This is a genomic window from Massilia sp. GER05 (genome assembly GCF_052056005.1).
Lineage (GTDB): Bacteria > Pseudomonadota > Gammaproteobacteria > Burkholderiales > Burkholderiaceae_D > Telluria > Telluria orientalis.
In genome coordinates this window covers 26,916-51,476 of sequence record NZ_CP178858.1, presented here as the reverse complement: position 1 = coordinate 51,476, position 24,561 = coordinate 26,916, and the positions used below count along the sequence as shown (strand labels likewise).

General features: G+C 64.6%; 17 protein-coding genes, 2 tRNA genes, 3 rRNA genes and 1 riboswitch. Of the genes, 16 read left to right on the top strand and 6 right to left on the bottom strand.

Annotated elements, in window-relative coordinates; translation table 11 throughout:
- Positions 1 to 19: 19 nt before the first annotated feature.
- Positions 20 to 253: riboswitch (cobalamin riboswitch) on the bottom strand.
- The 3 genes from cobC to cobT all read right to left on the bottom strand — a co-directional run bounded on the left by cobC (position 248) and on the right by cobT (position 2,579).
- Positions 248 to 775 (bottom strand): alpha-ribazole phosphatase family protein, encoded by a 528-nt coding sequence (cobC, locus tag ACL58G_RS00215; protein ID WP_440964571.1) that lies wholly within the window; start codon positions 773 to 775, stop codon positions 248 to 250. It overlaps the preceding riboswitch by 6 nt.
- Positions 772 to 1,554: an adenosylcobinamide-GDP ribazoletransferase gene (locus ACL58G_RS00210; RefSeq protein ID WP_440964570.1), complete on the bottom strand. Its 783-nt coding sequence runs from the start codon at positions 1,552 to 1,554 to the stop codon at positions 772 to 774. Before ACL58G_RS00210 ends, cobC begins: the two co-directional genes overlap by 4 nt.
- On the bottom strand, positions 1,554 to 2,579 hold the full coding sequence (gene cobT, locus ACL58G_RS00205; RefSeq protein WP_440964569.1) for a nicotinate-nucleotide--dimethylbenzimidazole phosphoribosyltransferase: 1,026 nt from the start codon (positions 2,577 to 2,579) through the stop codon (positions 1,554 to 1,556). Before cobT ends, ACL58G_RS00210 begins: the two co-directional genes overlap by 1 nt.
- 467 nt (positions 2,580 to 3,046) lie before the next feature.
- On the opposite strand from cobT, the gene ACL58G_RS00200 reads away from it, so the two are divergent.
- The 12 genes from ACL58G_RS00200 (at position 3,047) to ACL58G_RS00145 (ending at position 16,344) form a co-directional block, all read left to right on the top strand.
- Positions 3,047 to 4,575: ribosomal RNA gene (locus tag ACL58G_RS00200) — 16S ribosomal RNA — on the top strand.
- A gap of 81 nt (positions 4,576 to 4,656) precedes the next feature.
- Positions 4,657 to 4,733, top strand: a tRNA-Ile gene (locus ACL58G_RS00195).
- An 11-nt stretch (positions 4,734 to 4,744) separates the two neighbouring features.
- Positions 4,745 to 4,820 (top strand) — tRNA-Ala (locus tag ACL58G_RS00190).
- Positions 4,821 to 5,041: 221 nt separating this feature from the next.
- Positions 5,042 to 7,934: ribosomal RNA gene (locus tag ACL58G_RS00185) — 23S ribosomal RNA — on the top strand.
- A 126-nt stretch (positions 7,935 to 8,060) separates the two neighbouring features.
- Positions 8,061 to 8,173 (top strand): 5S ribosomal RNA (gene rrf / locus ACL58G_RS00180).
- The 16S, 23S and 5S rRNA genes sit together here with 2 tRNA genes alongside, the layout of an rRNA operon.
- A gap of 228 nt (positions 8,174 to 8,401) precedes the next feature.
- The gene (locus ACL58G_RS00175) at positions 8,402 to 8,674 is read left to right on the top strand and encodes a hypothetical protein (RefSeq protein WP_440964568.1); all 273 of its coding nucleotides are present in this window, start codon (positions 8,402 to 8,404) and stop codon (positions 8,672 to 8,674) included.
- Positions 8,675 to 8,761: 87 nt separating this feature from the next.
- Positions 8,762 to 10,819: a TonB-dependent siderophore receptor gene (locus ACL58G_RS00170; protein WP_440964567.1), complete on the top strand. Its 2,058-nt coding sequence runs from the start codon at positions 8,762 to 8,764 to the stop codon at positions 10,817 to 10,819.
- A gap of 9 nt (positions 10,820 to 10,828) precedes the next feature.
- On the top strand, positions 10,829 to 11,935 hold the full coding sequence (locus ACL58G_RS00165) for a DUF1624 domain-containing protein (protein WP_440964566.1): 1,107 nt from the start codon (positions 10,829 to 10,831) through the stop codon (positions 11,933 to 11,935).
- A 31-nt stretch (positions 11,936 to 11,966) separates the two neighbouring features.
- The gene (locus ACL58G_RS00160) at positions 11,967 to 13,433 is read left to right on the top strand and encodes a DUF2868 domain-containing protein (protein ID WP_440964565.1); all 1,467 of its coding nucleotides are present in this window, start codon (positions 11,967 to 11,969) and stop codon (positions 13,431 to 13,433) included.
- Entirely contained in the window at positions 13,430 to 14,914 is a 1,485-nt protein-coding gene (locus tag ACL58G_RS00155) for a DUF3482 domain-containing protein (protein WP_413386540.1), read from the top strand. The genes ACL58G_RS00160 and ACL58G_RS00155 overlap by 4 nt, the downstream gene beginning before the upstream one ends.
- 118 nt (positions 14,915 to 15,032) lie before the next feature.
- Positions 15,033 to 15,506 (top strand): cytochrome c-550 PedF, encoded by a 474-nt coding sequence (pedF, locus tag ACL58G_RS00150; protein ID WP_413342425.1) that lies wholly within the window; start codon positions 15,033 to 15,035, stop codon positions 15,504 to 15,506.
- A gap of 7 nt (positions 15,507 to 15,513) precedes the next feature.
- Positions 15,514 to 16,344, top strand: a complete 831-nt coding sequence (locus ACL58G_RS00145) for a substrate-binding periplasmic protein (protein ID WP_440964564.1) — start codon at positions 15,514 to 15,516, stop codon at positions 16,342 to 16,344.
- On the opposite strand, the gene ACL58G_RS00140 is transcribed toward ACL58G_RS00145, so the two are convergent.
- The 3 genes from ACL58G_RS00140 to ACL58G_RS00130 form a co-directional block, all read right to left on the bottom strand.
- Positions 16,345 to 16,530, bottom strand: a complete 186-nt coding sequence (locus tag ACL58G_RS00140; protein ID WP_440964563.1) for a 4-oxalocrotonate tautomerase — start codon at positions 16,528 to 16,530, stop codon at positions 16,345 to 16,347.
- A gap of 10 nt (positions 16,531 to 16,540) precedes the next feature.
- Positions 16,541 to 17,272, bottom strand: coding sequence for a class II aldolase/adducin family protein (locus ACL58G_RS00135; RefSeq protein WP_440964562.1), 732 nt, complete (start codon positions 17,270 to 17,272; stop codon positions 16,541 to 16,543).
- Between the two features lie 72 nt (positions 17,273 to 17,344).
- Positions 17,345 to 19,447: a TonB-dependent receptor family protein gene (locus ACL58G_RS00130; protein WP_440964561.1), complete on the bottom strand. Its 2,103-nt coding sequence runs from the start codon at positions 19,445 to 19,447 to the stop codon at positions 17,345 to 17,347.
- A 143-nt stretch (positions 19,448 to 19,590) separates the two neighbouring features.
- On the opposite strand from ACL58G_RS00130, the gene ACL58G_RS00125 reads away from it, so the two are divergent.
- From ACL58G_RS00125 to ACL58G_RS00110, 4 genes are all read left to right on the top strand, one after another.
- Positions 19,591 to 20,532 (top strand): beta-propeller fold lactonase family protein, encoded by a 942-nt coding sequence (locus ACL58G_RS00125; protein ID WP_440964560.1) that lies wholly within the window; start codon positions 19,591 to 19,593, stop codon positions 20,530 to 20,532.
- A gap of 178 nt (positions 20,533 to 20,710) precedes the next feature.
- On the top strand, positions 20,711 to 22,231 hold the full coding sequence (gene adh / locus ACL58G_RS00120; protein WP_440964559.1) for an aldehyde dehydrogenase: 1,521 nt from the start codon (positions 20,711 to 20,713) through the stop codon (positions 22,229 to 22,231).
- Between the two features lie 16 nt (positions 22,232 to 22,247).
- Positions 22,248 to 22,628 carry a DUF779 domain-containing protein gene (locus ACL58G_RS00115; RefSeq protein ID WP_440964558.1) on the top strand — a complete coding sequence of 127 codons (381 nt, stop codon included), beginning with the start codon at positions 22,248 to 22,250 and terminating at the stop codon, positions 22,626 to 22,628.
- A 65-nt stretch (positions 22,629 to 22,693) separates the two neighbouring features.
- Positions 22,694 to 24,439, top strand: coding sequence for a PQQ-dependent methanol/ethanol family dehydrogenase (locus ACL58G_RS00110; RefSeq protein WP_440964557.1), 1,746 nt, complete (start codon positions 22,694 to 22,696; stop codon positions 24,437 to 24,439).
- Positions 24,440 to 24,561 lie beyond the last annotated feature (122 nt).

Sequence of the window (24,561 nt, the reverse complement as noted above, 5' to 3'; positions counted from 1 at the left end):
CCAGGTGAACAGAAGCGCAGGGCGCTTCCACCTTTTGGCCGGTATCCGGGCTGGCGAGTATGGCCGTCCGACCTTCCCATGCGGATGCACAGTGGTATGTGGGGACGGTTGCCGCGCACGCGTGGGAGCGTGCCGGCACTTGCTTACCGTTGCGGGGGCAGCACACGTTGGCGCCTGTCTGAAGAGCGCTTCGTGTTTCCCGTTTAACTGCGCCCCAGAGAGGAGCGCGAGCACCAAAACCCCGACATTATACGCCCAGCACGACCAGCTGGCCGTAGCCGATGCGATGCGGCGTCTGCGCCGCGTTCAGTGCCGCCTGTTCCAGCGGCACGCCGCCATGCAGCGCCGCCAGCAGGCGGATCGTGCCGGCGTGGCAGACGATGAGCGCGGACGGTGCGCGCAGGTCGGCGACGAAGGCCTGCACGCGACGCGCCACGTCCAGCACGTTTTCCGCGCCGCCGGGGCGGTGGTGGAGCAGGTCGGCGGTCCAGGCGTCGACGTCGGCGCGCGGGATATCCGGCCATGGGCGCAACTCCCACGCGCCGAAATCCATCTCGGCCAGGCGCGCGTCGAGCGTCACGCGGCCCGGCGCCAGGCGCTCGGCCAGCAAGGCGCAACGTCGCAATGGGCTCGAGTAGACGGGCAGGTCGCGCGGCAGGGCGAGCCCGGATTGCACGCGTGCGAGTTCTGCTTCGGTGATCGGCACGTCGCTGGCGCCGTAGCACAGGCCGGGCGCAACGTCCGGTTGCGGATGGCGGACCAGGTATAGCGTCATGCGTTCCAGGCGCCGTGGCCCAGCGTGGCCAGCACGGCGACATGGATGAGCGCTTCGGCCAGCTGCTGGACGGCGCCGAGGCAGTCGCCCGTGTAGCCGCCGAGGCGGCGCACGAACAAACGGCCCAGCCACACCGCGGCGAGTGCCGCTGCGATGATCGCGGCCAGCATGGCGGCCGGCGTCAGCGCATTCGTGGCCAGAACGTACGCGGCCGGCAGCGTGCAGGTGATCGTCGCGATCGCGAATTCGGCCGTCGTCATTTGCTGCGCCAGCGGCTTGGCCTTGCCTTCGCCGCGCACATACTCCAGCTTCCAGATCAGCGCCGTGGCGGCAAGGCGCGAGAACGGATGCGCGACGAACAACGCGGCCACGGCCACGTGCGGCGGCAGCATCGCCAGCGCGGACAGCTTGGTCGCCAGCATGCACACGATGCCGATCGCGCCGTACGCGCCGACGCGCGAATCCTTCATGATCTCCAGCGCCCGTTCCTTCGTCATGCCGCCACCGAGGCCGTCGCACGTGTCGGCGAAGCCGTCTTCGTGGAATGCGCCCGTGATATAGATCGACGCCGCGGTCGACAGCACGGCCGCCACGGGCGCGGGCAGCACGAGCGCGGCCGCGTAATAGACGCCGGCCGCAACCGCCGCGACGACGACGCCGACGAGCGGGAAGTAGCGCGACGCATGCTGCAGCCACGCGGCCTCGAAGCCGACCCAGCCCGGGATCGGCAGCCGCGTGAAGAACTGCAGCGCGATGAAGAACAGGCGGACTTGATGCATCAGGCCGATTTTTCGCTGACGCTGGCCGACTCGAAGGTCGCCATCTCGTTCAGGAAGTTCGCGGCCGCGTGCAGCAGCGGCAGGGCGAGCGCGGCGCCCGTGCCTTCGCCGAGGCGCAGGTTCAGGTGCAGCAGCGGCTCGGCGCCGAGCGCGTCCAGCATGCGGCGGTGGCCAGATTCGTCCGAACAGTGCGCGAACACGCAGTAATCCAGGATCGCGGGTTCGATGCGCGCCGCGACGAGCAGGGCGCTCGTGACGATGAAGCCGTCGATCAGCAAGACCTTGCGCAGCGCGGCCGCCTTCAGCATGGCGCCGGCCATCATCGCGATCTCGAAACCGCCGAACGTGGCCAGCACGGCGCGGGGATCGTCGACGCCGGCATGGCGCTCGGCCGCCGCTTCGATCACGCGCTGCTTGCGCAGCACGCCGTCCGGCGACAGGCCGGTGCCGGCGCCGACGCAGTCCGCGACGGGAATCCCCGTCAGCTTGTGCATCAGCGCGGCGGCCGCCGTCGTATTCCCGATACCCATCTCGCCGAAGCCGACCACGTTGCCGGGCAGGTCGGCCGCGAGGGCCGCGCCATGTTCCAGCGCGGCGGCGCATTGCGCGGGCGTCATCGCCGGTTCGACCGCGAAGTTGCGCGTGCCCGGTGCCACCTTGCGGTCGACGAGGCCGGGGCGTGCGCCGAAATCGTGATTCACGCCCGCATCCACGACGTGCAGGGCTATACCGTTCTGGCGCGCGAACACGTTGATGGCGGCGCCCTGGGCGAGGAAGTTCTCGACCATCTGCCACGTGACGTCCTGCGGGTAGGCGGAGATGCCTTCCGCGACGACGCCATGGTCGCCCGCGAACACGAGAATGGCCGGCTGCCGGATCGTGGGCGCGACCGTATTCTGGATCAGTCCGAGGCGGCTGGCCAGCCGTTCGAGGGCGCCGAGGCTGCCGAGCGGCTTCGTCTTGTTATTGATGGCGGCGGTGAGGGCGGCGGACAGATCGGGATTCGTCGTGGGGGCGATGCGCATGGGGACTCCATGGGGGGGAAGCCGGCAAAGATAGCACAGAAGCAACTCGAAAATTCTTACGGTAAGCCCCTTGCATACCTCCGATCTGGTTTGCTATAGTTCGCCTCCTGCTTCGGCAGTGCAAGAAAAGTTCAGCGAAATCAAACAGTTGAGCTAGGTGGTTTGACAACGCCGCTTGCGCTGACGAAAAAGATGAGTTGACGAGTTAAACGAAACACTGCATAATCTCGTTCCTCTGCTGCTGACGAACAAAACGATTCGCAAGCGCAGCAAGGCAGTACCGAATACAGCTCTTTAACAATCAACAGTCGATAAGTGTGGGCGTTTGATGAAGTGCCAGCATCCTTCGGGGTGCTGAATGCTTAAATTATCAAATGTTCACGCAAAAGAAATACGTTGCTCAGCAATGAGTAACGGTCAGTATTTTGAGTGAGCGATCTGCTACGAAAGTAGCAAAAACAGAGATTAAACTGAAGAGTTTGATCCTGGCTCAGATTGAACGCTGGCGGCATGCTTTACACATGCAAGTCGAACGGCAGCGCGGGGCAACCTGGCGGCGAGTGGCGAACGGGTGAGTAATATATCGGAACGTACCCAAGAGTGGGGGATAACGTAGCGAAAGTTACGCTAATACCGCATACGATCTACGGATGAAAGTGGGGGACCTTCGGGCCTCATGCTCCTGGAGCGGCCGATATCTGATTAGCTAGTTGGTGAGGTAAAGGCTCACCAAGGCGACGATCAGTAGCTGGTCTGAGAGGACGACCAGCCACACTGGGACTGAGACACGGCCCAGACTCCTACGGGAGGCAGCAGTGGGGAATTTTGGACAATGGGCGCAAGCCTGATCCAGCAATGCCGCGTGAGTGAAGAAGGCCTTCGGGTTGTAAAGCTCTTTTGTCAGGGAAGAAACGGCTCGGGCTAATATCCTGGGCTAATGACGGTACCTGAAGAATAAGCACCGGCTAACTACGTGCCAGCAGCCGCGGTAATACGTAGGGTGCAAGCGTTAATCGGAATTACTGGGCGTAAAGCGTGCGCAGGCGGTTTTGTAAGTCTGTCGTGAAAGCCCCGGGCTTAACCTGGGAATTGCGATGGAGACTGCAAGGCTTGAATCTGGCAGAGGGGGGTAGAATTCCACGTGTAGCAGTGAAATGCGTAGAGATGTGGAGGAACACCGATGGCGAAGGCAGCCCCCTGGGTCAAGATTGACGCTCATGCACGAAAGCGTGGGGAGCAAACAGGATTAGATACCCTGGTAGTCCACGCCCTAAACGATGTCTACTAGTTGTCGGGTCTTAATTGACTTGGTAACGCAGCTAACGCGTGAAGTAGACCGCCTGGGGAGTACGGTCGCAAGATTAAAACTCAAAGGAATTGACGGGGACCCGCACAAGCGGTGGATGATGTGGATTAATTCGATGCAACGCGAAAAACCTTACCTACCCTTGACATGTCAGGAACCCTCGAGAGATTGAGGGGTGCCCGAAAGGGAGCCTGAACACAGGTGCTGCATGGCTGTCGTCAGCTCGTGTCGTGAGATGTTGGGTTAAGTCCCGCAACGAGCGCAACCCTTGTCATTAGTTGCTACGAAAGGGCACTCTAATGAGACTGCCGGTGACAAACCGGAGGAAGGTGGGGATGACGTCAAGTCCTCATGGCCCTTATGGGTAGGGCTTCACACGTCATACAATGGTACATACAGAGGGCCGCCAACCCGCGAGGGGGAGCTAATCCCAGAAAGTGTATCGTAGTCCGGATCGCAGTCTGCAACTCGACTGCGTGAAGTTGGAATCGCTAGTAATCGCGGATCAGCATGCCGCGGTGAATACGTTCCCGGGTCTTGTACACACCGCCCGTCACACCATGGGAGCGGGTTTTACCAGAAGTAGGTAGCTTAACCGCAAGGAGGGCGCTTACCACGGTAGGATTCGTGACTGGGGTGAAGTCGTAACAAGGTAGCCGTATCGGAAGGTGCGGCTGGATCACCTCCTTTCTAGAGTGGCACTGGGAGCTAACGCTCCATCATCAAGCGCCCACGCTTATCGGCTGTTATAAAGTTAAACGAGAACAGTTCGGGTCTGTAGCTCAGTCGGTTAGAGCACCGTGTTGATAACGCGGGGGTCGTTGGTTCGAATCCAACCAGACCCACCAGTTACCAAAATGGGGGATTAGCTCAGCTGGGAGAGCACCTGCTTTGCAAGCAGGGGGTCGTCGGTTCGATCCCGTCATCCTCCACCAACTCTCTGTTCACTGCATTTATGTAAGCCCGCGTGGTTTAGATAAGTGTAGTTCTCGTTCTTTAACAATCTGGAAGAAGTAAAGTTTTCTTTAAGCGTGTAGCTGGTCTAACGATCAGATGCACACTTAGGGTAGTAATCTGTATGTATCAACAAACAAAGTAAGCTGAATCCTTGTTGCTATGACGCTCCCTGATACTCATGCAGGGGCCAACGTTATAGGGACAAGTGAATAAGTGCACATGGTGGATGCCTTGGCGATTACAGGCGACGAAGGACGTAGTAGCTTGCGATAAGCTGCGGGGAGTGAGCAAACACACTTTGATCCGCAGATTTCCGAATGGGGAAACCCGGCCTTTTAGGTCATTGCATACTGAATACATAGGTATGCAAAGCGAACGCGGCGAACTGAAACATCTAAGTAGCTGCAGGAAAAGAAATCAACCGAGATTCCCAAAGTAGTGGCGAGCGAAATGGGATGAGCCTTGTACGTGATAGTCGATCGAATAGTGGAACAGCCTGGAAATGCTGGCCATAGAGGGTGATAGCCCCTTACACGAAATTCGAACGGTGGTACTAAGCGTACGACAAGTAGGGCGGGACACGAGAAATCCTGTCTGAAGATGGGGGGACCATCCTCCAAGGCTAAATACTCGTAATCGACCGATAGTGAACCAGTACCGTGAGGGAAAGGCGAAAAGAACCCCGGGAGGGGAGTGAAATAGATCCTGAAACCGTGTGCATACAAACAGTCGGAGCCTCTTCGTGGGGTGACGGCGTACCTTTTGTATAATGGGTCAGCGACTTACATTCAGTGGCGAGGTTAACCGAATAGGGGAGCCGTAGAGAAATCGAGTCCGAACAGGGCGACAGTCGCTGGGTGTAGACCCGAAACCAGGTGATCTACCCATGGCCAGGATGAAGGTGCGGTAACACGCCCTGGAGGTCCGAACCCACTAATGTTGAAAAATTAGGGGATGAGCTGTGGGTAGGGGTGAAAGGCTAAACAAACCTGGAAATAGCTGGTTCTCTCCGAAAACTATTTAGGTAGTGCCTCAAGTATCACCATCGGGGGTAGAGCACTGTTATGGCTAGGGGGTCATTGCGACTTACCAAACCATTGCAAACTCCGAATACCGATGAGTGCGAGCTTGGGAGACAGACGTCGGGTGCTAACGTCCGGCGTCAAGAGGGAAACAACCCAGACCGCCAGCTAAGGTCCCAAAGATTGGCTAAGTGGAAAACGAAGTGGGAAGGCTAAAACAGTCAGGATGTTGGCTTAGAAGCAGCCATCATTTAAAGAAAGCGTAATAGCTCACTGATCGAGTCGTCCTGCGCGGAAGATGTAACGGGGCTAAGCCAGTCACCGAAGCTGCGGATATGTTTCTTAGTATTTATACTTTGATCCATATGGTAGGAGAGCGTTCCGTAAGCCTGAGAAGGTGTCTTGTAAAGGATGCTGGAGGTATCGGAAGTGCGAATGCTGACATGAGTAGCGATAAAGAGGGTGAAAAGCCCTCTCGCCGAAAGCCCAAGGTTTCCTGTTCAACGTTCATCGGAGCAGGGTGAGTCGGCCCCTAAGGCGAGGCAGAGATGCGTAGCTGATGGGAAGCAGGTTAATATTCCTGCACCGTCGTATGATGCGATGGGGGGACGGATCGCGGAAGGTTGTCCAACTGTTGGAATAGTTGGTTCTTGACTCATAGAAGGCGCTTAGGCAAATCCGGGCGCGTAATTCAAGGGGTTGAGACGTGTGTCCTTGTGACACGAAGCAATCGGAAGTGGTTCCAAGAAAAGCCTCTAAGCTTCAGTCATACGAGACCGTACCGCAAACCGACACAGGTGGGCGAGATGAGTATTCTAAGGCGCTTGAGAGAACTCGGGAGAAGGAACTCGGCAAATTGGTACCGTAACTTCGGGATAAGGTACGCCCCGGTAGCTTGAATGGTTTACTCCATGAGGGTGAAAGGGTTGCAATAAACTGGTGGCTGCGACTGTTTAATAAAAACACAGCACTCTGCAAACACGAAAGTGGACGTATAGGGTGTGACGCCTGCCCGGTGCTGGAAGATTAAATGATGGGGTGCAAGCTCTTGATTGAAGTCCCAGTAAACGGCGGCCGTAACTATAACGGTCCTAAGGTAGCGAAATTCCTTGTCGGGTAAGTTCCGACCTGCACGAATGGCGTAACGATGGCCACACTGTCTCCTCCCGAGACTCAGCGAAGTTGAAATGTTTGTGATGATGCAATCTACCCGCGGCTAGACGGAAAGACCCCATGAACCTTTACTGTAGCTTTGCATTGGACTTTGAACCAATCTGTGTAGGATAGGTGGGAGGCTTTGAAGCGGGGACGCCAGTTCTCGTGGAGCCAACCTTGAAATACCACCCTGGTTCGTTTGAGGTTCTAACCTTGGCCCGTGATCCGGGTCGGGGACAGTGCATGGTAGGCAGTTTGACTGGGGCGGTCTCCTCCTAAAGTGTAACGGAGGAGTTCGAAGGTACGCTAGGTACGGTCGGACATCGTGCTAATAGTGCAATGGCATAAGCGTGCTTAACTGCGAGACCGACAAGTCGAGCAGGTACGAAAGTAGGACATAGTGATCCGGTGGTTCTGTATGGAAGGGCCATCGCTCAACGGATAAAAGGTACTCTGGGGATAACAGGCTGATTCCTCCCAAGAGTTCATATCGACGGGGGAGTTTGGCACCTCGATGTCGGCTCATCACATCCTGGGGCTGTAGCCGGTCCCAAGGGTATGGCTGTTCGCCATTTAAAGTGGTACGTGAGCTGGGTTTAAAACGTCGTGAGACAGTTTGGTCCCTATCTGCCGTGGGCGTTGGAAATTTGAAGGGGGCTGCTCCTAGTACGAGAGGACCGGAGTGGACGAACCTCTGGTGTACCGGTTGTCACGCCAGTGGCATTGCCGGGTAGCTAAGTTCGGAAGAGATAACCGCTGAAAGCATCTAAGCGGGAAACTCGCCTTGAGATGAGATTTCCCGGAGCCTTGAGCTCCTTGAAGGGTCGTTCGAGACCAGGACGTTGATAGGTCAGGTGTGGAAGTGCAGTAATGCATTAAGCTAACTGATACTAATTGCCCGTACGGCTTGTCCCTATAACCTTGGCAGTCATTGCCAACGCAAGGGTTCGGCTGTTTGTTGAGACAACAGATTACGAAAACCGCTTCTTCCGGATTCAGAGTGACGCACGCATTATGCAAGCGGCACTCGTACAAGTTATGCCTGATGACCATAGCAAGTCTGTACCACCCCTTCCCATCCCGAACAGGACCGTGAAAAGACTCTGCGCCGATGATAGTGCTGCAACCAGTGTGAAAGTAGGTTATCGTCAGGCTAGTTATTAAGAAAACCCCGTCGAGTGATCTCGACGGGGTTTTTCGTTTTGGAAAAACGAAGCCCGCTCGCCCGGATTGGCACTGCCTATCCTCGCACTGAGCGGGCTTTTTGCTTTTCCGCGCCCCGACTTCAGCTACAATGCCCCGCTGTTGTCTTTCCATTACGCCGAATGTCGCGCTCCTTCGTCCACGTACTGCTGTCGCTCCTGCTGCTCATCACGCAGCAGATGTCGTTGCAGCATGCGGCGACGCACGTCGCGGAGGCTGGCAGCGCGCAAGCGGCAGCGCAGGTGGAGCGGGGTGCCGACGGCAAGCCGGCATTGCGCGATCTCTGCGCACTGTGCCTCGACGGCGCCCAGCTGGCATTCGCGGCGCCGCCATCGGTGCATGTCTTCGTGCCGCTCGCGCTGGCGGACGAGGGCCCCGTCGACCCGATTCGCACCGGCATCCGTCCGCAGCCGGTCCACGTCTACCAGCCGCGCGGTCCACCCCAAGCCTGATCAGTTCCTCCAATCGATGCATCGTACCGCCATGGCGCCTGCGCCCTGGCGGCGTTGCGCGTTATTCGCTGAACAGGATTTGGAAACATGAAGATCAAGAACACCCATCTGCGGTGCGTGCCGCTGCTCGCCGGTACGCTGTCTTTCCACGCCATGGCCGAACCGCCGGCCGGCACCGTGCTCGTCACCGGCCAGCGCACGGCCTACCATGCCCTCACCGTGGCCGGCGCCACGAAAACCGATGCGCAGCCGCTCGACCTGCCGCAAAGTACCCGGACGCTGGAGGCCGACCTGCTGCGCGACGCGGGCGTCACCAACCTGGCCGGCGCGCTCGAACTGGCCAGCGGCATCGCCCGCCAGAGCGACCTGGGCGGCCTGTGGGACAGCTACGCGATGCGTGGCTTCACGGGCGATCCGAACTTCGGATCGGACTACATGCTCAACGGCTTCAGTTCGAGCCGCGGCTACAACGGCCTGCGCGACGTCGCGGGTACCCAGTCCATCGAGATTTTGAAGGGATCCGCATCGGCGCTGTATGGCCGCGGCGAGCCGGGCGGCACGGTCAACATCGTGACGAAGAAGCCGCGCTTCGCGCCGCAATACGGCATCGACGCCGCGCTGGCAAGCCATGGCACGCGGCGCGCCGCAGCCGACCTGACCGGGCCGTTGTCGGACAGTGTCGCGTACCGGTTCAACCTGGCGCACCAGGCGGGCGGCAGCTTCCGCGACCTGGTGCACACGGAGCGCACCTACGTCGCGCCGTCCATCCTGTGGCACGCGGGCGAAGACACGACGGTGTCGTACGAGATCGAAGCGACGCGCCAACGCACGCCGTTCGATCGCGGCGTCGTCGCGATCCCGGGCCGGTTGCCAGTCTCGCGTTTCCTCGGCGAGCCTGCCGACGGTCCGGTCATCGTGCAGTCGGTGGGGCAGCAGCTGTTCGTCCAGCACGCGCTGGGCGAAGGCTGGTCGGTGCAGGGCGGCGCATCCTATCGCGACAGTGCGCTCGCCGGGTACTCGACGGAAGCCAGCGACCTCGCGGCGGATGGCCGGACGCTGCGCCGCCAGCGGCGGCATCGCGACTTCGCGGCCATCGACCGTTCCGCACGCTTGGAACTGCTGGGCAGGCTCGCGAACCACGCGGTGCTGATCGGCGCCGACACCTACCGCTTCGATGACCGGCGCGTGCAGCTGCGCCGCAATCCGTCGGCCGCGAATCCGTACGCGCTCGACATCATCGACCCCGTGTACGGCGGCACGGCCGCGCCGCTCGCCCTGTCGATCGATACGCTCGAACACCAGCGCGCCACGGGGCTCTACGTGCAGGACCAGTTGGACCTGGCGGCGCGCTGGAAAGCGCTCGTCGGCGTGCGCCACGACCGGTACCGCCAGACCGTGATCAACCACCGCACGGCGGCCGTCAACCACCAGCGCCTCGGCGCCACCAGCCCGCGCGCGGGACTGGTCTACCAGCCGGCTGCCACGGTCGCGCTGTACGCGAGCACCGCGCGCGGCTTTCGCCCGAACAGCGGCATCGGCATCGACAACCAGGCGTTCCCGGCGGAAGAGAGCCGCGCCGACGAAGTGGGCGCGAAACTCGATACGCCCGGCGGGCTGGCGGGCACGCTGGCGGTCTACCGGATCCGCAAGAAGAACGTCCTCACGACGAATCCCGTGAACCCGGACTACGCGATTCCCGCGGGCGAGGTCGCGAGCCGGGGCGTGGATCTGGATGTGTCGGGCCGGTTGCGGCGCGGCCTGAAGCTGTCGGCGTCGTATGCGTACACGGACGCGCGCGTAACCCGTGGCGACAACACCATACGTACCGGCAGCCGCGCTCCCAACGTGCCGCGCCACAGCGCCAACGTGCTGCTGGTCGCGGGCGATGCACGGCTGTCGGCCGGCGCGGGACTCGCGTACGTGGGCGAGCGCTTCGGCGACGTGGCGGCGTCCAGCGGCTTCACGCTGTCCGGCTACACGACGGCCCGCGTCATGGCGGCGTATGCGCCGGACAAACGCTGGCGCATCGCGCTGAACGTCGACAACCTGTTCGACCGCCGCTACTACGCCAGTTCGTACAGCCGGTTGTGGGTTGCGCCGGGCAGCACGCGCACGGCGACGGCAACCCTGTCTTACCGCTACTGAGGAACCGCCATGAACACCCGACGTATTCTCTCGATCGATGTGATGCGCGGCCTCGTCATGCTCCTGATGACGGTCGACCACGTGCGCGAGACGTTCTATCTTCAGCACCAGGTCGGCGATCCGATGGACGTGGGCGCGACGCCGCCCGCGCTGTTCTTCACCCGCCTGGCGGCGCATTTCTGCGCGCCGATGTTCGTGTTCCTGACCGGCCTGTCGGCCTGGCTGTATGCGCACCCGCCCGGCGGCCCGCGCGGCGCGACGGGGTTCCTCGTCAAGCGCGGCCTGTTGCTGCTCGCGCTCGAGGTCACGGTCGTGAATGCCGCCTGGTCGGGGACGCCGCAGTCCACCATTTACCTGCAGGTGATCTGGGCCATCGGCCTCGCCATGCTCGCGCTGGCGCTGCTGCACCGCCTGCCGCTCGCGCTGCCCGGTGTGCTGGGCCTGATCATCGTGGGCGGGCACAATGCGCTTGAACAGGGGGCGTTGCCCCCGGCGGCGTGGACGATCCTCGAACAGCGCGGCTTCCTCGCGCTGGATCCGGTCCGCATCAAGGTCAGCTATCCCGTGCTGGCCTGGATCGGCGTGATCCTGCTGGGCTATGCGTGCGGCCCCTTGTATGCCAGGACGGCCGCGCCCGCGCTGCGCACGCGCTGGCTGACCCTCGTTGGCATCGCCTGTCTCGCGTCGCTCGTCGTCCTGCGCAGCGTGAACGCGTACGGCGAGCCCGTGCCGTGGACGTCGCAGGCTGACCCCGTGCGCGCCGCGATGGCCTTCCTCAACTTCACGAAGTATCCACCGTCGCTCGACTTCCTCCTGTTGACGCTCGGCGTGGGCGCCATCGTGCTCGCGTGGGTCGAGCGCGTGGACACGGCGCCGACCCGCGCGGCGGCGGTGTTCGGCGGGGCGCCGCTGTTCTACTACCTGCTGCACCTGTATGCGCTACTGGCGCTGCAGAAGCTCGCCGCCGCCGCGCTGGGCGTGCCGCGTGCGGACGTGGCGCACGTCTGGCAGGTGTGGGCGATCGCCGCGCTGCTGGCTGTCGTCCTGTATCTGCCGACGCGGCTGTTCGGCGCGTACAAGCGCACGAGCGGGAAACGATGGGTGAAGTATTTCTGATAAGCTTGTCAACTCATCCAGAGAGGAGCCCATGAACGAGCGGACCGCACGCGATGTCGTCCTGATGCGCGCCATCGAAACCGCCGACACGAAGCGCGAGATCCTGACCGAAGACGACCGCGTCTACGCCAGCCGCAGCGCGCGCGAGCTGGCGCACTGGCAGGCGGCCGAAGGCAAGAGCGAGCCGCGGCTCGACCACTTCCTCGGCCAGCGCGCGGAACTCGTCCTCAAGCGGCTGGCCGAGCGCACGCCCGCGTTTGCCGCGTTCCGCCAGCGGCGCAGCCTGCTGCCCATGCTGGCCGTGCTGCTGCCCATCATCGGCTTCGCGGCCGGCGCGGGACTGGACCGCATCGGCAATCCGCATCGCGTCGACCTGCTGTCGGCGCCGCTGCTCGCGGTCCTCGCGTGGAACCTGCTGGTCTACGTCGCGCTGATCGTGTGGGCGCTCGTGCCGTCGAAGCGCACCGGCTGGGCGAGCCCGCGGCTGCTGCGCCGCCTGTCCGTCGGCAAGGCCGCGCTGCCGCGCAAACTGCCGGCGCCGCTCGCCGCCGGCATCGCCCAATACTTCACGGACTGGTCGGCGCTGACGGCCAAGCTCACGCATTTGCGGCTCGGCCGCACCATCCACCTCGCGGCCGCCGCGTTCGCGCTCGGTGCGATCGCGTCGTTGTACGCGCGCGGCGTGTTGACGCAATACGCGGCCGGGTGGGAGAGCACGTTCCTCGATGCCCAGCAGGTGCACACGCTGCTGTCGGTCCTGTTCGCACCCGCGCTGGCCGTGTTCCCGCTGCAGGGTTTTACCTTGGCCGACGTCCAGGCGCTGCGCTTCGTGCAGGAGCCGTCGTCCGCCGGCGGCGCACGCTGGGTGCACCTGTATGCGGCGACGCTGCTCCTGCTCGTCGTGCTGCCGCGCCTCGTACTGGCGCTCGTGTCCGGACTGCGCGCGCGCCGCCTCGCGCACCGCTTTCCGCTCGACCTCGGCCAGCCGTATTACCGGCTGCTGGCCGACCGCGTCGGCGCGTCCGGTCCGGCCGTGCTGCGCGTGATCCCGTACAGCTTCACCGTCGACGAGCCGCGTCATAAAGGCCTCGCGGCCGTCGCGGCGATGGTGCTCGGCGAACAGGCGCAGTTGATGCTGCGCCCATCGTGCCCGTACGGCGAGGAGCCGAAGGAGCTGCTGCGCGATGCGCGCCTCGACGATGCCGGCGTCGCCATCACGGCCGTCCTGTTCAACCTCGCCGCCACGCCGGAACGGGAAAACCACGGCGCGTTTCTCGAGTACCTGGCGCGGAACACGCCGCGCGGCATCGCCGTGCTGCTGGACGAATCGGGGCTCGTGGAGCGCGGCGCCGTCGACGCTCGCCTCGTCGAGCGCGTCGCGTTGTGGCACCAGTTCTGCCAGTACCACCACATCCAGGGGACCGTCGTCGACCTGCTGCATCCGGAGCGCCATCCGCTCGATCTCGGCAGCGGCCTTCCGGTGTCGGGGGGCGCATGAGCGCGCAACCCGTCGATATCCAGTTCGCGCTCGTCTCGCACACGAACAACGGCAAGACGACCCTCGCACGCACCCTGGTGGGCATGGACGTGGGCGAGGTGCGCGACGCCGCCCACGTGACCGTGTTCGCCGAAGCGCATACCTTGCAGGCCAGCGGCGCGGGCGACCGCCTGCTGTTGTGGGACACACCCGGCTTCGGCGATTCCGTCCGGCTGCTCAAGCGCCTCGCGCAGGCCGGCAATCCGATCGGCTGGTTCATGCGCGAGGTATTCGACCGCTACCGTGACCGGCCGTTCTGGCTCAGCCAGCAGGCGCTGCGCGCGGCGAAGGACGCGGCCGACGTCGTGCTGTACCTCGTGAATTCGTCCGAGGACCCGCGCGATGCCGGCTACCTGCCGGCCGAGATGCGGATCCTCGAATGGCTCGGCAAACCGGTCGTCGTGCTGCTCAACCAGCTGGGGCCACCGCGGCCGGACGAGCAGGAGCAGGCGGAGCAGGCGCGCTGGAAAGCGCACCTCGACCAGTTCTCGATCGTGCGCGACGTGCTCGCGCTCGACGCGTTCGCGCGCTGCTGGGTGCACGAGGACGTGTTCTACGAGCGCGTCGGCAAGCTGATCGACGAATCCAAGCGCGACGGCTATGCGCGGCTGCTCGCCGCGTGGCAGGCGCACAACGTGCAGCGGTTCCGCGAGGCCGTGACGCTCGGCGCGCAGATGCTGGCCGGCGCCGCGCGCGACAGCCAGGCCATCGAGCAGGAGGGCAAGGCGAATTTGTTCAAGTCGGCGCTGAAGGCCGTCGGTCTCGGCAAGGATGAACAGAAGCGCCAGGAGGCGGCGATGGCCGGCCTCGTCGAGCGGCTGGAGCGGCGCATCGGCGACACGACGGTCGGCCTCCTGCGCCTGCACCGGCTCGACCCGGGCGACGCGGGCCGCATCAATGCCCGCGTGCGCGAGAACTTCGCCGTGCGCGCGCCCATCGACAAGGCGCAGGCGGGGCTGCTCGGTGCCGTCGTTTCCGGCGCTGCGACGGGCCTGTCGGCCGACCTGATGGCCGGCGGCCTCACGCTGGGCGGCGGCGCGCTGCTCGGCGCGATCGTCGGCGCGCTCACGATGGCCGGCGCGGCCTGGGGTTTCAATACCACGACGGACCGCGACCGGCCGACCGTGCAGTTCGCGGATCCGTTCCTGCGCACGCTCCTCGTCGGCAGCGTGCTGCGCTACCTGGCGGTCGCCCATTTTGGGCGCGGACGCGGCAACTTCGTCGAAGGGGAGGCGCCGCCGTTCTGGCAGGCCGAGGTCGAACGCAGCGTCGCCGCGCACGAGGCGGAACTGGCGCCGTTGTGGAAGGCCGTGCGTGGCGCGCCCGATGCGGCGGCGGCCGCCGCGCCCGTGCAGGCGCTGCTCGGCCGCGTGATGGCGGAAACGCTCGAACGCCTGTATCCGGAGGCGGCGGCACGCGCGCTGGCACGTGCGGACATGTGACACCTGTTGCAAATTGGGACAGGCGCGGGCCGCGAACGCCGCCATCCAGGGCGTATGAAGCATGGCACGCCGATTGCTCATGTAGGGATAGACCGATAAACCTACAGGAGACATCACCATGAAGCACAAATTCCGCATCGCCGCCGGCGCAGTCGCCGTTGCCGCCGCCGCACTCACCTCGCTCTGGGCCAACGCGCACGGCAACGTGGTCCCGCAAGCCGTCGACACGACGGGCCTGCCCGCCCTCGGCGACAAATGGCGCGACGAGAATCCGTACCGCACCAACAAGCTGGCGCTGAAGATCGGCGCGTCGGCCTACGGGCAGAACTGCGCCCGCTGCCACGGGCTGGAAGCGGTGTCGGGCGGGATCGCACCCGACCTGCGCCTGCTCGATCGCGACTGCACCGGCATCAAGAACGAGAAGAAGAAGGATGCCTGCTACAAGGAGATCGACAACTACTTCCTGACCAGCATCCGCCACGGCAAGGTGCGCAACGGGGCCGTCTACATGCCGCCGTTCGAAGGCGTGTTCAACCAGGAAGCGATGTGGGCCATCAAGACCTACCTCGAATCCCGCCGCGCCGCCGACTGAGGCCGTCATGTCGACCCTGACTTCGCCGTCGCGCCGCCGGCTGCTCGCGGCGGGCCTCCTGCTGGGTACCGGCGTCGCCTTCGCCGACGACACACCCGTGCTGCGCACGGCGGGCACCCTCAAGGTGGCCGTCTACAACGATCTGGCGCCGTTCTCCAACCACGGCCTGGGCATCGACGCCGACCTGGGCGCCGCGCTGGCCGGCAAGCTCGGGCTGAAGCTGGCGTTGTTGCCGTTCGATGCCGGCGACGATCTCAACGACGACCTGCGCAACATGGTGTGGAAGGGCCACTACCTCGGCTACGGCCCGGCCGACGTGATGCTGCACGTGCCCGTGGACCGCATGCTGATGAACGCGAATCCGCAGGTCGAGATCTTCGCGCCGTACTACGTGGAGACCGTGCGGCTCGTGCGCAGCGCGCAGGCGATTCCGCAGTTCGACGGCGTCGATGCGCTGGCGGGCAAGCGCATCGGCGTGGAGAAGGTGTCGATCTCCGGCATGGTGATGCTGGGCGAGGGCGGAGGACGCTTCCGCGAGCAGGTGCACATCTACCCGACCGCGATCGAAGCGCTGGAACAGTTGAAGGCGGGTGCCCTGGATGCGGTGCTGGCCACGCGCGCCCAGATCGAGTCGGTGATGAAGGGCGATCCCGCGTTCCCGCTGCAGGAGGTGCCGTTCGACCGCCTGCCGCGCGGCGGCTGGGCGGTCGGCATGGCGGTGAAGAAGGATAACCTCGGTCTGGCGCGCCAGTTGCAGGCCGCGCTGAACGACCTGGCGGCCAGTGGCGAACTGAAGACGCTCTTCGCGAAGTACGGGGTGCAGGTCGTCAGGCCGTGATCATTCGTCGGACCATAGTTTACCGCCCGTGGCCCAGTGCTCGCGCTTGACTTCGTGGATCAGGATGTCCACGGAGTCGGGCGAACACTCCAGCGTCCTGACGGCGGCTTCCGTGACGGCTTTCACGAAGGCGCGCTTTTGTTCCGGCGTGCGGCCTTCGAACAGTTGAACGTTAATGGTCGGCATAGGGGTTCCTTCAGGTTCGGTATCGGGGACTGGCGGCGTCCAGGCGGCGCAGCAGCGACGGCCATTCGAGCACGCCTTCGGGCGAGCCGTCGCCCACGAGCTGCGCATGGGCCGTCGCGCACGTGGCAGCCGGCGGTTGCACGAGCGGCACGCCGGCCGCCTGTGCGCGCAGCTGCGCCTCGCAGGCGCGGTCCAGGGTTTCCATCAGCACGAAGGCTTCCGCGATCGTACGGCCCACAGTCAGGCTGCCGTGGTTCCGCAGCAGCATGGCGGGGCGGTGGCCCAGGTTGTCGACGAGGCGCGCCTGCTCGTCAAGCGTCATCGCGATGCCTTCGTAGTCGTGGTACGCGAGCTCGCCATGAAAGCGCAGCGCGTACGGCGACAGCGGCAGCAGGCCGTCCTGCTGCATGCCGACGGCGATGCCGGCCACGTTATGCAGGTGCATGACGCAGGCCGCATCCGGCCGCGCCTCGTGCACGGCCGCGTGCAGGCGGAAGCCGGACCGGTTCACCGGCGCCGGCAATGCGCCGATCACGTTGCCGGCGCCGTCGACCTTGACGAGGTTCGACGCCGTCACTTCATCGAAGCACAGGCCGAACGCGTTGATCAGGTAGTGACCCGGCTCGCCGGGCACGGCGGCCGAGATGTGGGTGTAGATGCCGTCGGCCCAGCCGTACAGCGCGCATAACCGGTAGCACGCGGCGAGGTCGACGCGTGTTTGCCATTCCGAGAGTTTGTCCATCACGCGAGCGTAACAGGCAACGCGCACGCCGGTCATATGCCGGCGTGCATGAATGTTATGCGCCTCGCGTATTCAGAACTGATACTGGACGCTCGCGCCCAGCACCCAGTTGCGGCCCGGCGCCGGCTCGTAATACCGCTTGTTGCTGTCGCCGACGATGACGGAGCCGACGTACGTACGGTCGAACACGTTGTTCACGCGCGCGTACTCGCGCACGCGCCACGCGCCCAGCGGCTGGCTGGCCTGCACGCGCGCGTTGACGATCGCATAGCCCGGCGCCGGTGTCGCCGCGTTGGCGTCGTCCGGATTGACTTTGCCGCTGGCGATGGTTTCCAGCGCCGCCTGCAGGCGGCCGTCCGCATCCTTCCACGCCAGCTCGCCGAACAGGCTCGTTCTCGGCACGCCCGGCAGGCGGTTGCCTTCGGCGACGCCGGTGAATGCCTCGTCGTAGATCGCACGCAGCACCGTGGCCGCCACGCGGGCGGAGAAGCCCGCGCGCAGGTCGGCGTCGAGCGACAGTTCCAGGCCCTGGCGCAGGGTGGCGCTCGCGTTGCGGTAGCTCGTGCGGCCGCCGCTGGAACTGTCGACGACCAGCTCGTCGCGCGTGCGCACCTGGAAGACGGCCGCGTTGACGCGCACGTCCTGGCCGACCAAGGCCTTGGCCCCAAGCTCCAGCTGCGTGCTCGTGGCCGCGCCGAGGCGGTAGTTGAAGCCGTTGCCCGTGCCCGAGTAAAAGACTTCGTTCAGCGTCGGCGTCTCGAAGCCGCGCGCCGCGCTCGCGTAGACGTTCAGCGTGGGCGTCACCTTGTACAGCGCGCCCAGGAGCGGCGTCGTGTGGCGGTAGTCGACGCTGCCGCCGTCGTTGCCGTTGGCGAGATAGTGGTCGTCCACGTCGAAGCTCACGCGGCTGTGGCGCAGGCCGCCCGTGAACACCCATTGTCCGCGCTCCCATTCCAGCTGCAGGTAAGGATCGACGTTGCGCACGTCGTCTTCCTCGTCGCGGCGCAGGTTGCCCTTCACGCCGAACGTGGTGCCGACGTAGTTCTCGTACCCCTTGCGCGCATCGTTCGATTTGCCGGCTTCCAGGCCGACGGTCGCGCGGAGACTCCCATCGCCGAGCGGGCGCGCCATCTGCCAGTTCGCATCGATGCCGTAGAAATCGCGGTCGAAGTCGACGACGCCGCCGGAATGGCTGGCCGGTGCCTGGAACGCCTTCGAGAACGACTGGTACTGGATCACGCTGCGGTTGCCGCCATAGACCGCGACGTGCAGGCGATCCTGGCCAAACTTCTCGTCCCACGCGAGGCCGACCTGCGTGTGGTGGATGCTCTTGCGCGTGTCGTAGCGGTCGGCCAGCGTGCGTTTCGGCGTCTGCGGATCCGTCGCATCGATCTCGCCGGCGCGCGGGTCGCGCTGGAACGTGGCCCAAGTGACGCCGAGCGGGTCTTGCGTGTCGTCCTGGCGCAGGCCGCTGGCCGTGACCGTCAGCTTGCCGGTGGCGGACGTGTCGAACGTGAGCTTTGCATACGCCTGGTCGCGCGTGGCGGCGCTGTGGGCGCGGTAGCCGTCCGTCTCGAAGCGCGAGCCGTCCAGCAGCCAGCCGAACGCGCCCTGCTTGCCGCCCGTATTGACATCCGTTTTGCGCATGCCGTCGCTGCCGGCCGAGACATTCGTTTCGATATAAGGCGCGCCGCGTGGATCACGGGTGAACAGTTGTATCACGCCGCCGGCGTGGTTGCCGTACAAGGTGGAGAAGGGGCCGCGCAGGACTTCGATGCGCTCGGCCATGTCGAGGTTGAACGTCGCGGCCTGGCCCTGGCCGTCCGGCATGGTGGCCGGGATGCCGTCCGCGACGAGGCGCACGCCGCGCACGCCGAACGCGGACCGGGCGCCGAACCCGCGCGAGGAGATCTGCAGGTCTTGCGCATAGTTCTGGCGGTTCTGCACGACGAGCCCCGGCACCGTGGCCAGCGCCTCGGACGCGTTGACGCGCGGCTGGGCCGCGCCGATGCGGTCCGCGTCGACGACGTCGATCGCGGCCGGCAGGTCGAAGCTCGTGTGCTCGGCGCGCGTGGCGCTGACGACGACCACGCTCATCGGCGTATCGGGTGCGGCGGCGGCCGCCAGGGGGGCGGCGACGAACAGCGCCGCCACGAAATTCAAACGGTGATTCATCTTGTCTCCTGTCGAATGGTCGCCCTTGTCATCCGGGCGCTGACCATGAGCGCATGCAATATACCTGCCAGCCCGGAAACGTGCTGCCCGCATGGCATGGCGCTTGCAATCCGGAGAGTACCGACCACACTCAAAGGACCATCATGTCACGTCTTCGTTCCCTCATCGTCCTGCTGGCCTGCAGCTTCGGCGCCGCGCAGGCCGCCCCCTTCGCCTACGTCCCCAACGAAAAATCCGGCAGCGTCAGCGTGATCGACACCGCCACCGGCGCGGCCGTGCGCCAGATCGCGGCCGGCAAGCGCCCGCGCGGCATCGCGGCCGATCCGGCGGGCAGCCGGCTGTACGTCACGGACGCCGCCGGCAGCGCGCTGCTCGTGCTGGATGCCGCCAGCGGCGCGACGCTGGCCACGATCCCGCTCGGCAGCTCGCCCGAGGGCGTGAATGCGTCGCGCGATGGCCGCTGGGTCGCCGTCGCCGTCGAGGATTCCAACAGCGTGGCGCTCGTCGACGCGGCCGCGCGCAAGCTCGTCGCCGACATTCCCGTCCAGGGCAAGAACCCCGAGCACGCCGTGTTCAGCCCGGACGGGCGCTGGCTGCTCGTCTCGGCCGAGAACGCGGAGCAGGTCGACGTGATCGACGTGGCCGCACGCCGCCAGGCCGGTTCGATCGCGGTGGGCCTGCGCCCGCGCGGCATCGGCTTCGCGCCGGACGGCACGCGGGCCTACGTCGCGTGCGAGCTCGCGGGCGCGGTGTACGTGCTGGACATCGACAAGCGCCGCAGCATCGCCACGATCCCGGCGGGGAAGAACCCGGCCGGCATCGTCGTGTCGCCCGACGGGAAGACGGTATTCGTGTCGAACGGCGCGGACGGCAGCGTGATGCGCATCGACGCCGCGCGCAATGCGGTGGACGCCACCATCGCCGTCGGCAAGCGACCGTGGAACATGGCGCTGACGCCGGACGGCAGCCGGCTGTACGTGGCGAACGGGCGCTCGGACAGCGTGTCCGTTATCGACACGGCCGCGGGCAGCAAGACGGGCGACATCGCCGTGGGCCAGCTGCCGTGGGGCGTGGTGATCCGCTGACCTGTTCAAGTTTGGAACACCTGTACCAGAAACAGCCGGCGCCAGGCGGTCCAACACGGCAAAAACAGGGGAAAGCGGGCTGGCACGGGGTTTGCGAAAGAAGGGATGTACCGAGCAAACACCAGTGCCCGCAATGGCCACCAATTCGGCCACCCAACCCACAACGAAAGAGGATGACATGAATCTCGCAGACATCAGCAAACTCGGCGTCGCCAATCCGTTCCGCCAACGCTACGACAACTTCATCGGCGGCAAATTCGTCGCGCCGGTCAAGGGCGAGTACTTCGCCAACGTCACGCCGATCAGCGGCCAGCCGTTCTGCGAAGTGGCCCGTTCGACGGCCGAGGACGTGGAGCTGGCGCTGGACGCCGCCCACGCCGCCAAGGACGCCTGGGCGAAGACGTCGCCGGCCGAACGCGCCAACATCCTGAACCGCATCGCCGACCGCATGGAGCAGAACCTGCGCCTGATCGCGACCGCCGAGACCATCGACAACGGCAAGCCGATCCGCGAAACGATGGCGGCCGACATCCCGCTGGCGATCGACCACTTCCGCTATTTCGCGAGCTGCATCCGTACGCAGGAAGGCGCCATCTCGACCATCGACGACCAGACCTACGCCTACCACTTCCACGAGCCGCTGGGCGTGGTCGGCCAGATCATCCCGTGGAACTTCCCGATCCTGATGGCCGTGTGGAAGCTGGCCCCGGCACTCGCCGCCGGCAACTGCGTCGTGCTGAAACCGGCCGAGCAGACCCCGGCCTCGATCATGATGCTGGTCGAGCTGATCGCCGACCTGCTGCCGACGGGCGTGCTGAACGTCGTCAACGGCTTCGGCCTAGAAGCGGGCAAGCCGCTCGCATCAAGCAAGCGCATCGCCAAGATCGCCTTCACGGGCGAGACGGGCACCGGCCGCCTGATCATGCAGTACGCCGCGCAGAACCTGATTCCGGTAACGCTGGAACTGGGCGGCAAGTCGCCCAACATCTTCTTCGCCGACGTGATGGACGCGGACGACGACTTCTTCGACAAGTGCCTGGAAGGCTTCGCGATGTTCGCGCTGAACCAGGGCGAGGTATGCACCTGCCCGTCGCGCGTGCTGATCCAGGAATCGATCTACGAGAAGTTCATCGAGCGCGCGCTGGCGCGCGTGGCGCAAATCAAGGCCGGCAACCCGCTCGACGAGGGCACGATGATCGGCGCCCAGGCGTCGAAGGAGCAGCTGGAAAAGATCCTGTCCTACCTCGACATCGGCCGCCAGGAAGGCGCGCAGGTGCTGGCCGGCGGCGAGCAGGCGAAGCATGACGGCGACCTCTCCGGCGGCTACTACGTGCGTCCGACCGTGTTCAAGGGCGACAACAGCATGCGCATCTTCCAGGAAGAGATCTTCGGCCCGGTCGTCTCGGTGACGACGTTCAAGGACGAGGCGGACGCGTTGCGCATCGCCAACGACACGCTGTACGGCCTGGGTGCCGGCCTGTGGACGCGCGACGGCAGCCGCGCCTTCCGCGTCGGCCGCGCGATCCAGGCGGGCCGCGTGTGGACCAACTGCTATCACCTGTACCCGGCACACGCCGCATTCGGCGGCTACAAGCAGTCGGGCATCGGCCGCGAGAATCACAAGATGATGCTCGACCACTACCAGCAGACCAAGAATCTGCTGGTGAGCTACAGCCCGAAAGCGCTGGGCTTCTTCTAACTGGCAGAGAGGCGCCATGACAGCCAATATCGAACGCGTGATGGCGACTCCCGCCGCGCTGGCCTTCATCGGCGAGCTGCGGCGGCGCCACGGGCCGCTGATGTTTTTCCAGTCCGGCGGCTGCTGCGACGGCAGCACGCCGATGTGCTACGCCGCCGGGGAGTTCGACCTGTCCGACACGGACGTCTACCTGGGCAACCTGGACGGCGCGCCGTTCTACATCGGGCTGGAGCAGTTCGGTTACTGGGAACACACCCAGCTGATCATCGATGTGGTGGACGGCAACGGCGGCATGTTCTCGCTCGATAACGGCACGGGCCGGCGCTTCCTCACGCGCTCGCGCCTGTTCACGGACGAGGAAAACGGCCAGCTGCGCAGCCAGGCGCCAGGACCATAAACGACGACAAAGCAGTAGGGTGGGCACCACGTGCCCACCATACAACGACAACAAAGGAGACAAGCATGAAGACGAGAATGACCATCCTGCTCGCAGGACTCGCCCCGCTGGCGTTCATCGCCCAGGCGGCCGACATCACCAACGCGATGATCGAAAACGCGGCCAAGGACACGAAGAACGTGCTGTCCTTCGGCATGGGTACGCAGGGCCAGCGTTTTTCGACGCTCACGCAGATCAACACGAAGACCGTCGGCCAGCTGGTCCCGGCCTGGTCGTTCTCGTTCGGCGGCGAGAAACAGCGCGGGCAGGAGTCGCAGCCCATCATCGCCAACGGCAAGATGTTCGTCACCGCGTCGTATTCGCGCATCTATGCGATCGACCTGAAGACGGGGAATAAACTGTGGAAGTACGAGCACCGCCTGCCGGAAGCGATCATGCCGTGCTGCGACGTCGTCAACCGCGGCGCCGCCGTGTACGGCAACCTCGTCATCTTCGGCACGCTGGATGCGCAACTGGTCGCCCTCGACCAGAACACCGGCAAGGTCGTGTGGAAGGAAAAGGTCGACGACTATGCGGCCGGCTACTCCATGACGGCCGCGCCGCTGATCGCCAAGGGCGTCCTGATCACGGGCGTCTCGGGCGGCGAGTTCGGCATCGTGGGCCGCGTGGAAGGCCGCAATCCGCTGACGGGCGAGCTGCTGTGGTCGCGCCCGACCGTCGAAGGCCATATGGGCTACAAGTACGACAAGGACGGCAAGGCGATTGATGCGGGCGTCACCGGCACGGTCAACAAGAGCTGGCCGGGCGAGCTGTGGAAGACGGGCGGCGCGTCGACCTGGATGGGCGGCACGTATGACCCGGCCACGGGCCTTGCGTACATCGGCACCGGCAACCCGGCACCGTGGAACAGCCACCTGCGCCCTGGCGACAACCTGTATTCGTCGTCGACGCTCGCGCTCGATCCGACGACGGGCCAGATCAAGTGGGCCTACCAGAGCACGCCGAACGATTCGTGGGACTTCGACGGCGCCAACGAGTTCGTCACGTTCGACATGAACGGCAAGCGCTACGGCGGCAAGGCCGACCGCAACGGCTTCTTCTACGTGATCGACGCGAAGACGGGCCAGCTGCAGAATGCCTTCCCGTTCGTGAACAAGATCACGTGGGCGAGCGGCATCGACCTCAAGACGGGCCGTCCGAACTTCATCGCCGCCAACCGTCCCAGCGATCCGACGAAGGGCGACGGCAAGAAGGGTTCGACCGTGTTCGCCGCGCCGGCCTTCCTCGGCGCGAAGAACCAGATGCCGATGGCGTACAGCCCGCAGACCGGCCTGTTCTACGTGCCCGCCAACGAGTGGGGCATGGAGATCTGGAACGAACCGATCACGTACAAGAAAGGTGGCGCTTACCTCGGTGCCGGCTTCACGATCAAGCCGCTGAACGACGACTACATCGGCGCGCTGCGCGCGGTGGATCCCAGGACGGGCAAGATCGTCTGGGAGAACAAGAACACGGCACCGCTGTGGGGCGGCGTGATGACGACGGCCGGCGGGCTCGTGTTCTACGGCACGCCCGAGGGCTTCCTGAAGGCGGTCGATGCGAAGTCGGGCAAGGAACTGTGGAAGTTCCAGACCGGTTCGGGCGTCGTCGCGCCGCCGGTGACGTGGGAAGACGGCGGCGTGCAATACGTGGCCGTCGTCTCCGGCTGGGGCGGTGCCGTGCCGCTGTGGGGCGGCGAGGTTGCGAAGAAGGTGAACTTCCTGGAGCAGGGCGGCTCGGTCTGGGTCTTCAAGCTCGCAACCAAGATTTGATTTGAACTCCAGGTAAGTGGTCAGGGAGGGTTATGCATCGGCTGCGGCGGCGGCCGGCGTCAAGACCCTGTTTTGCCGCGGCTTCGGCCGCGGTTTTTTTTATTTATACCGTTTAGTTAGTT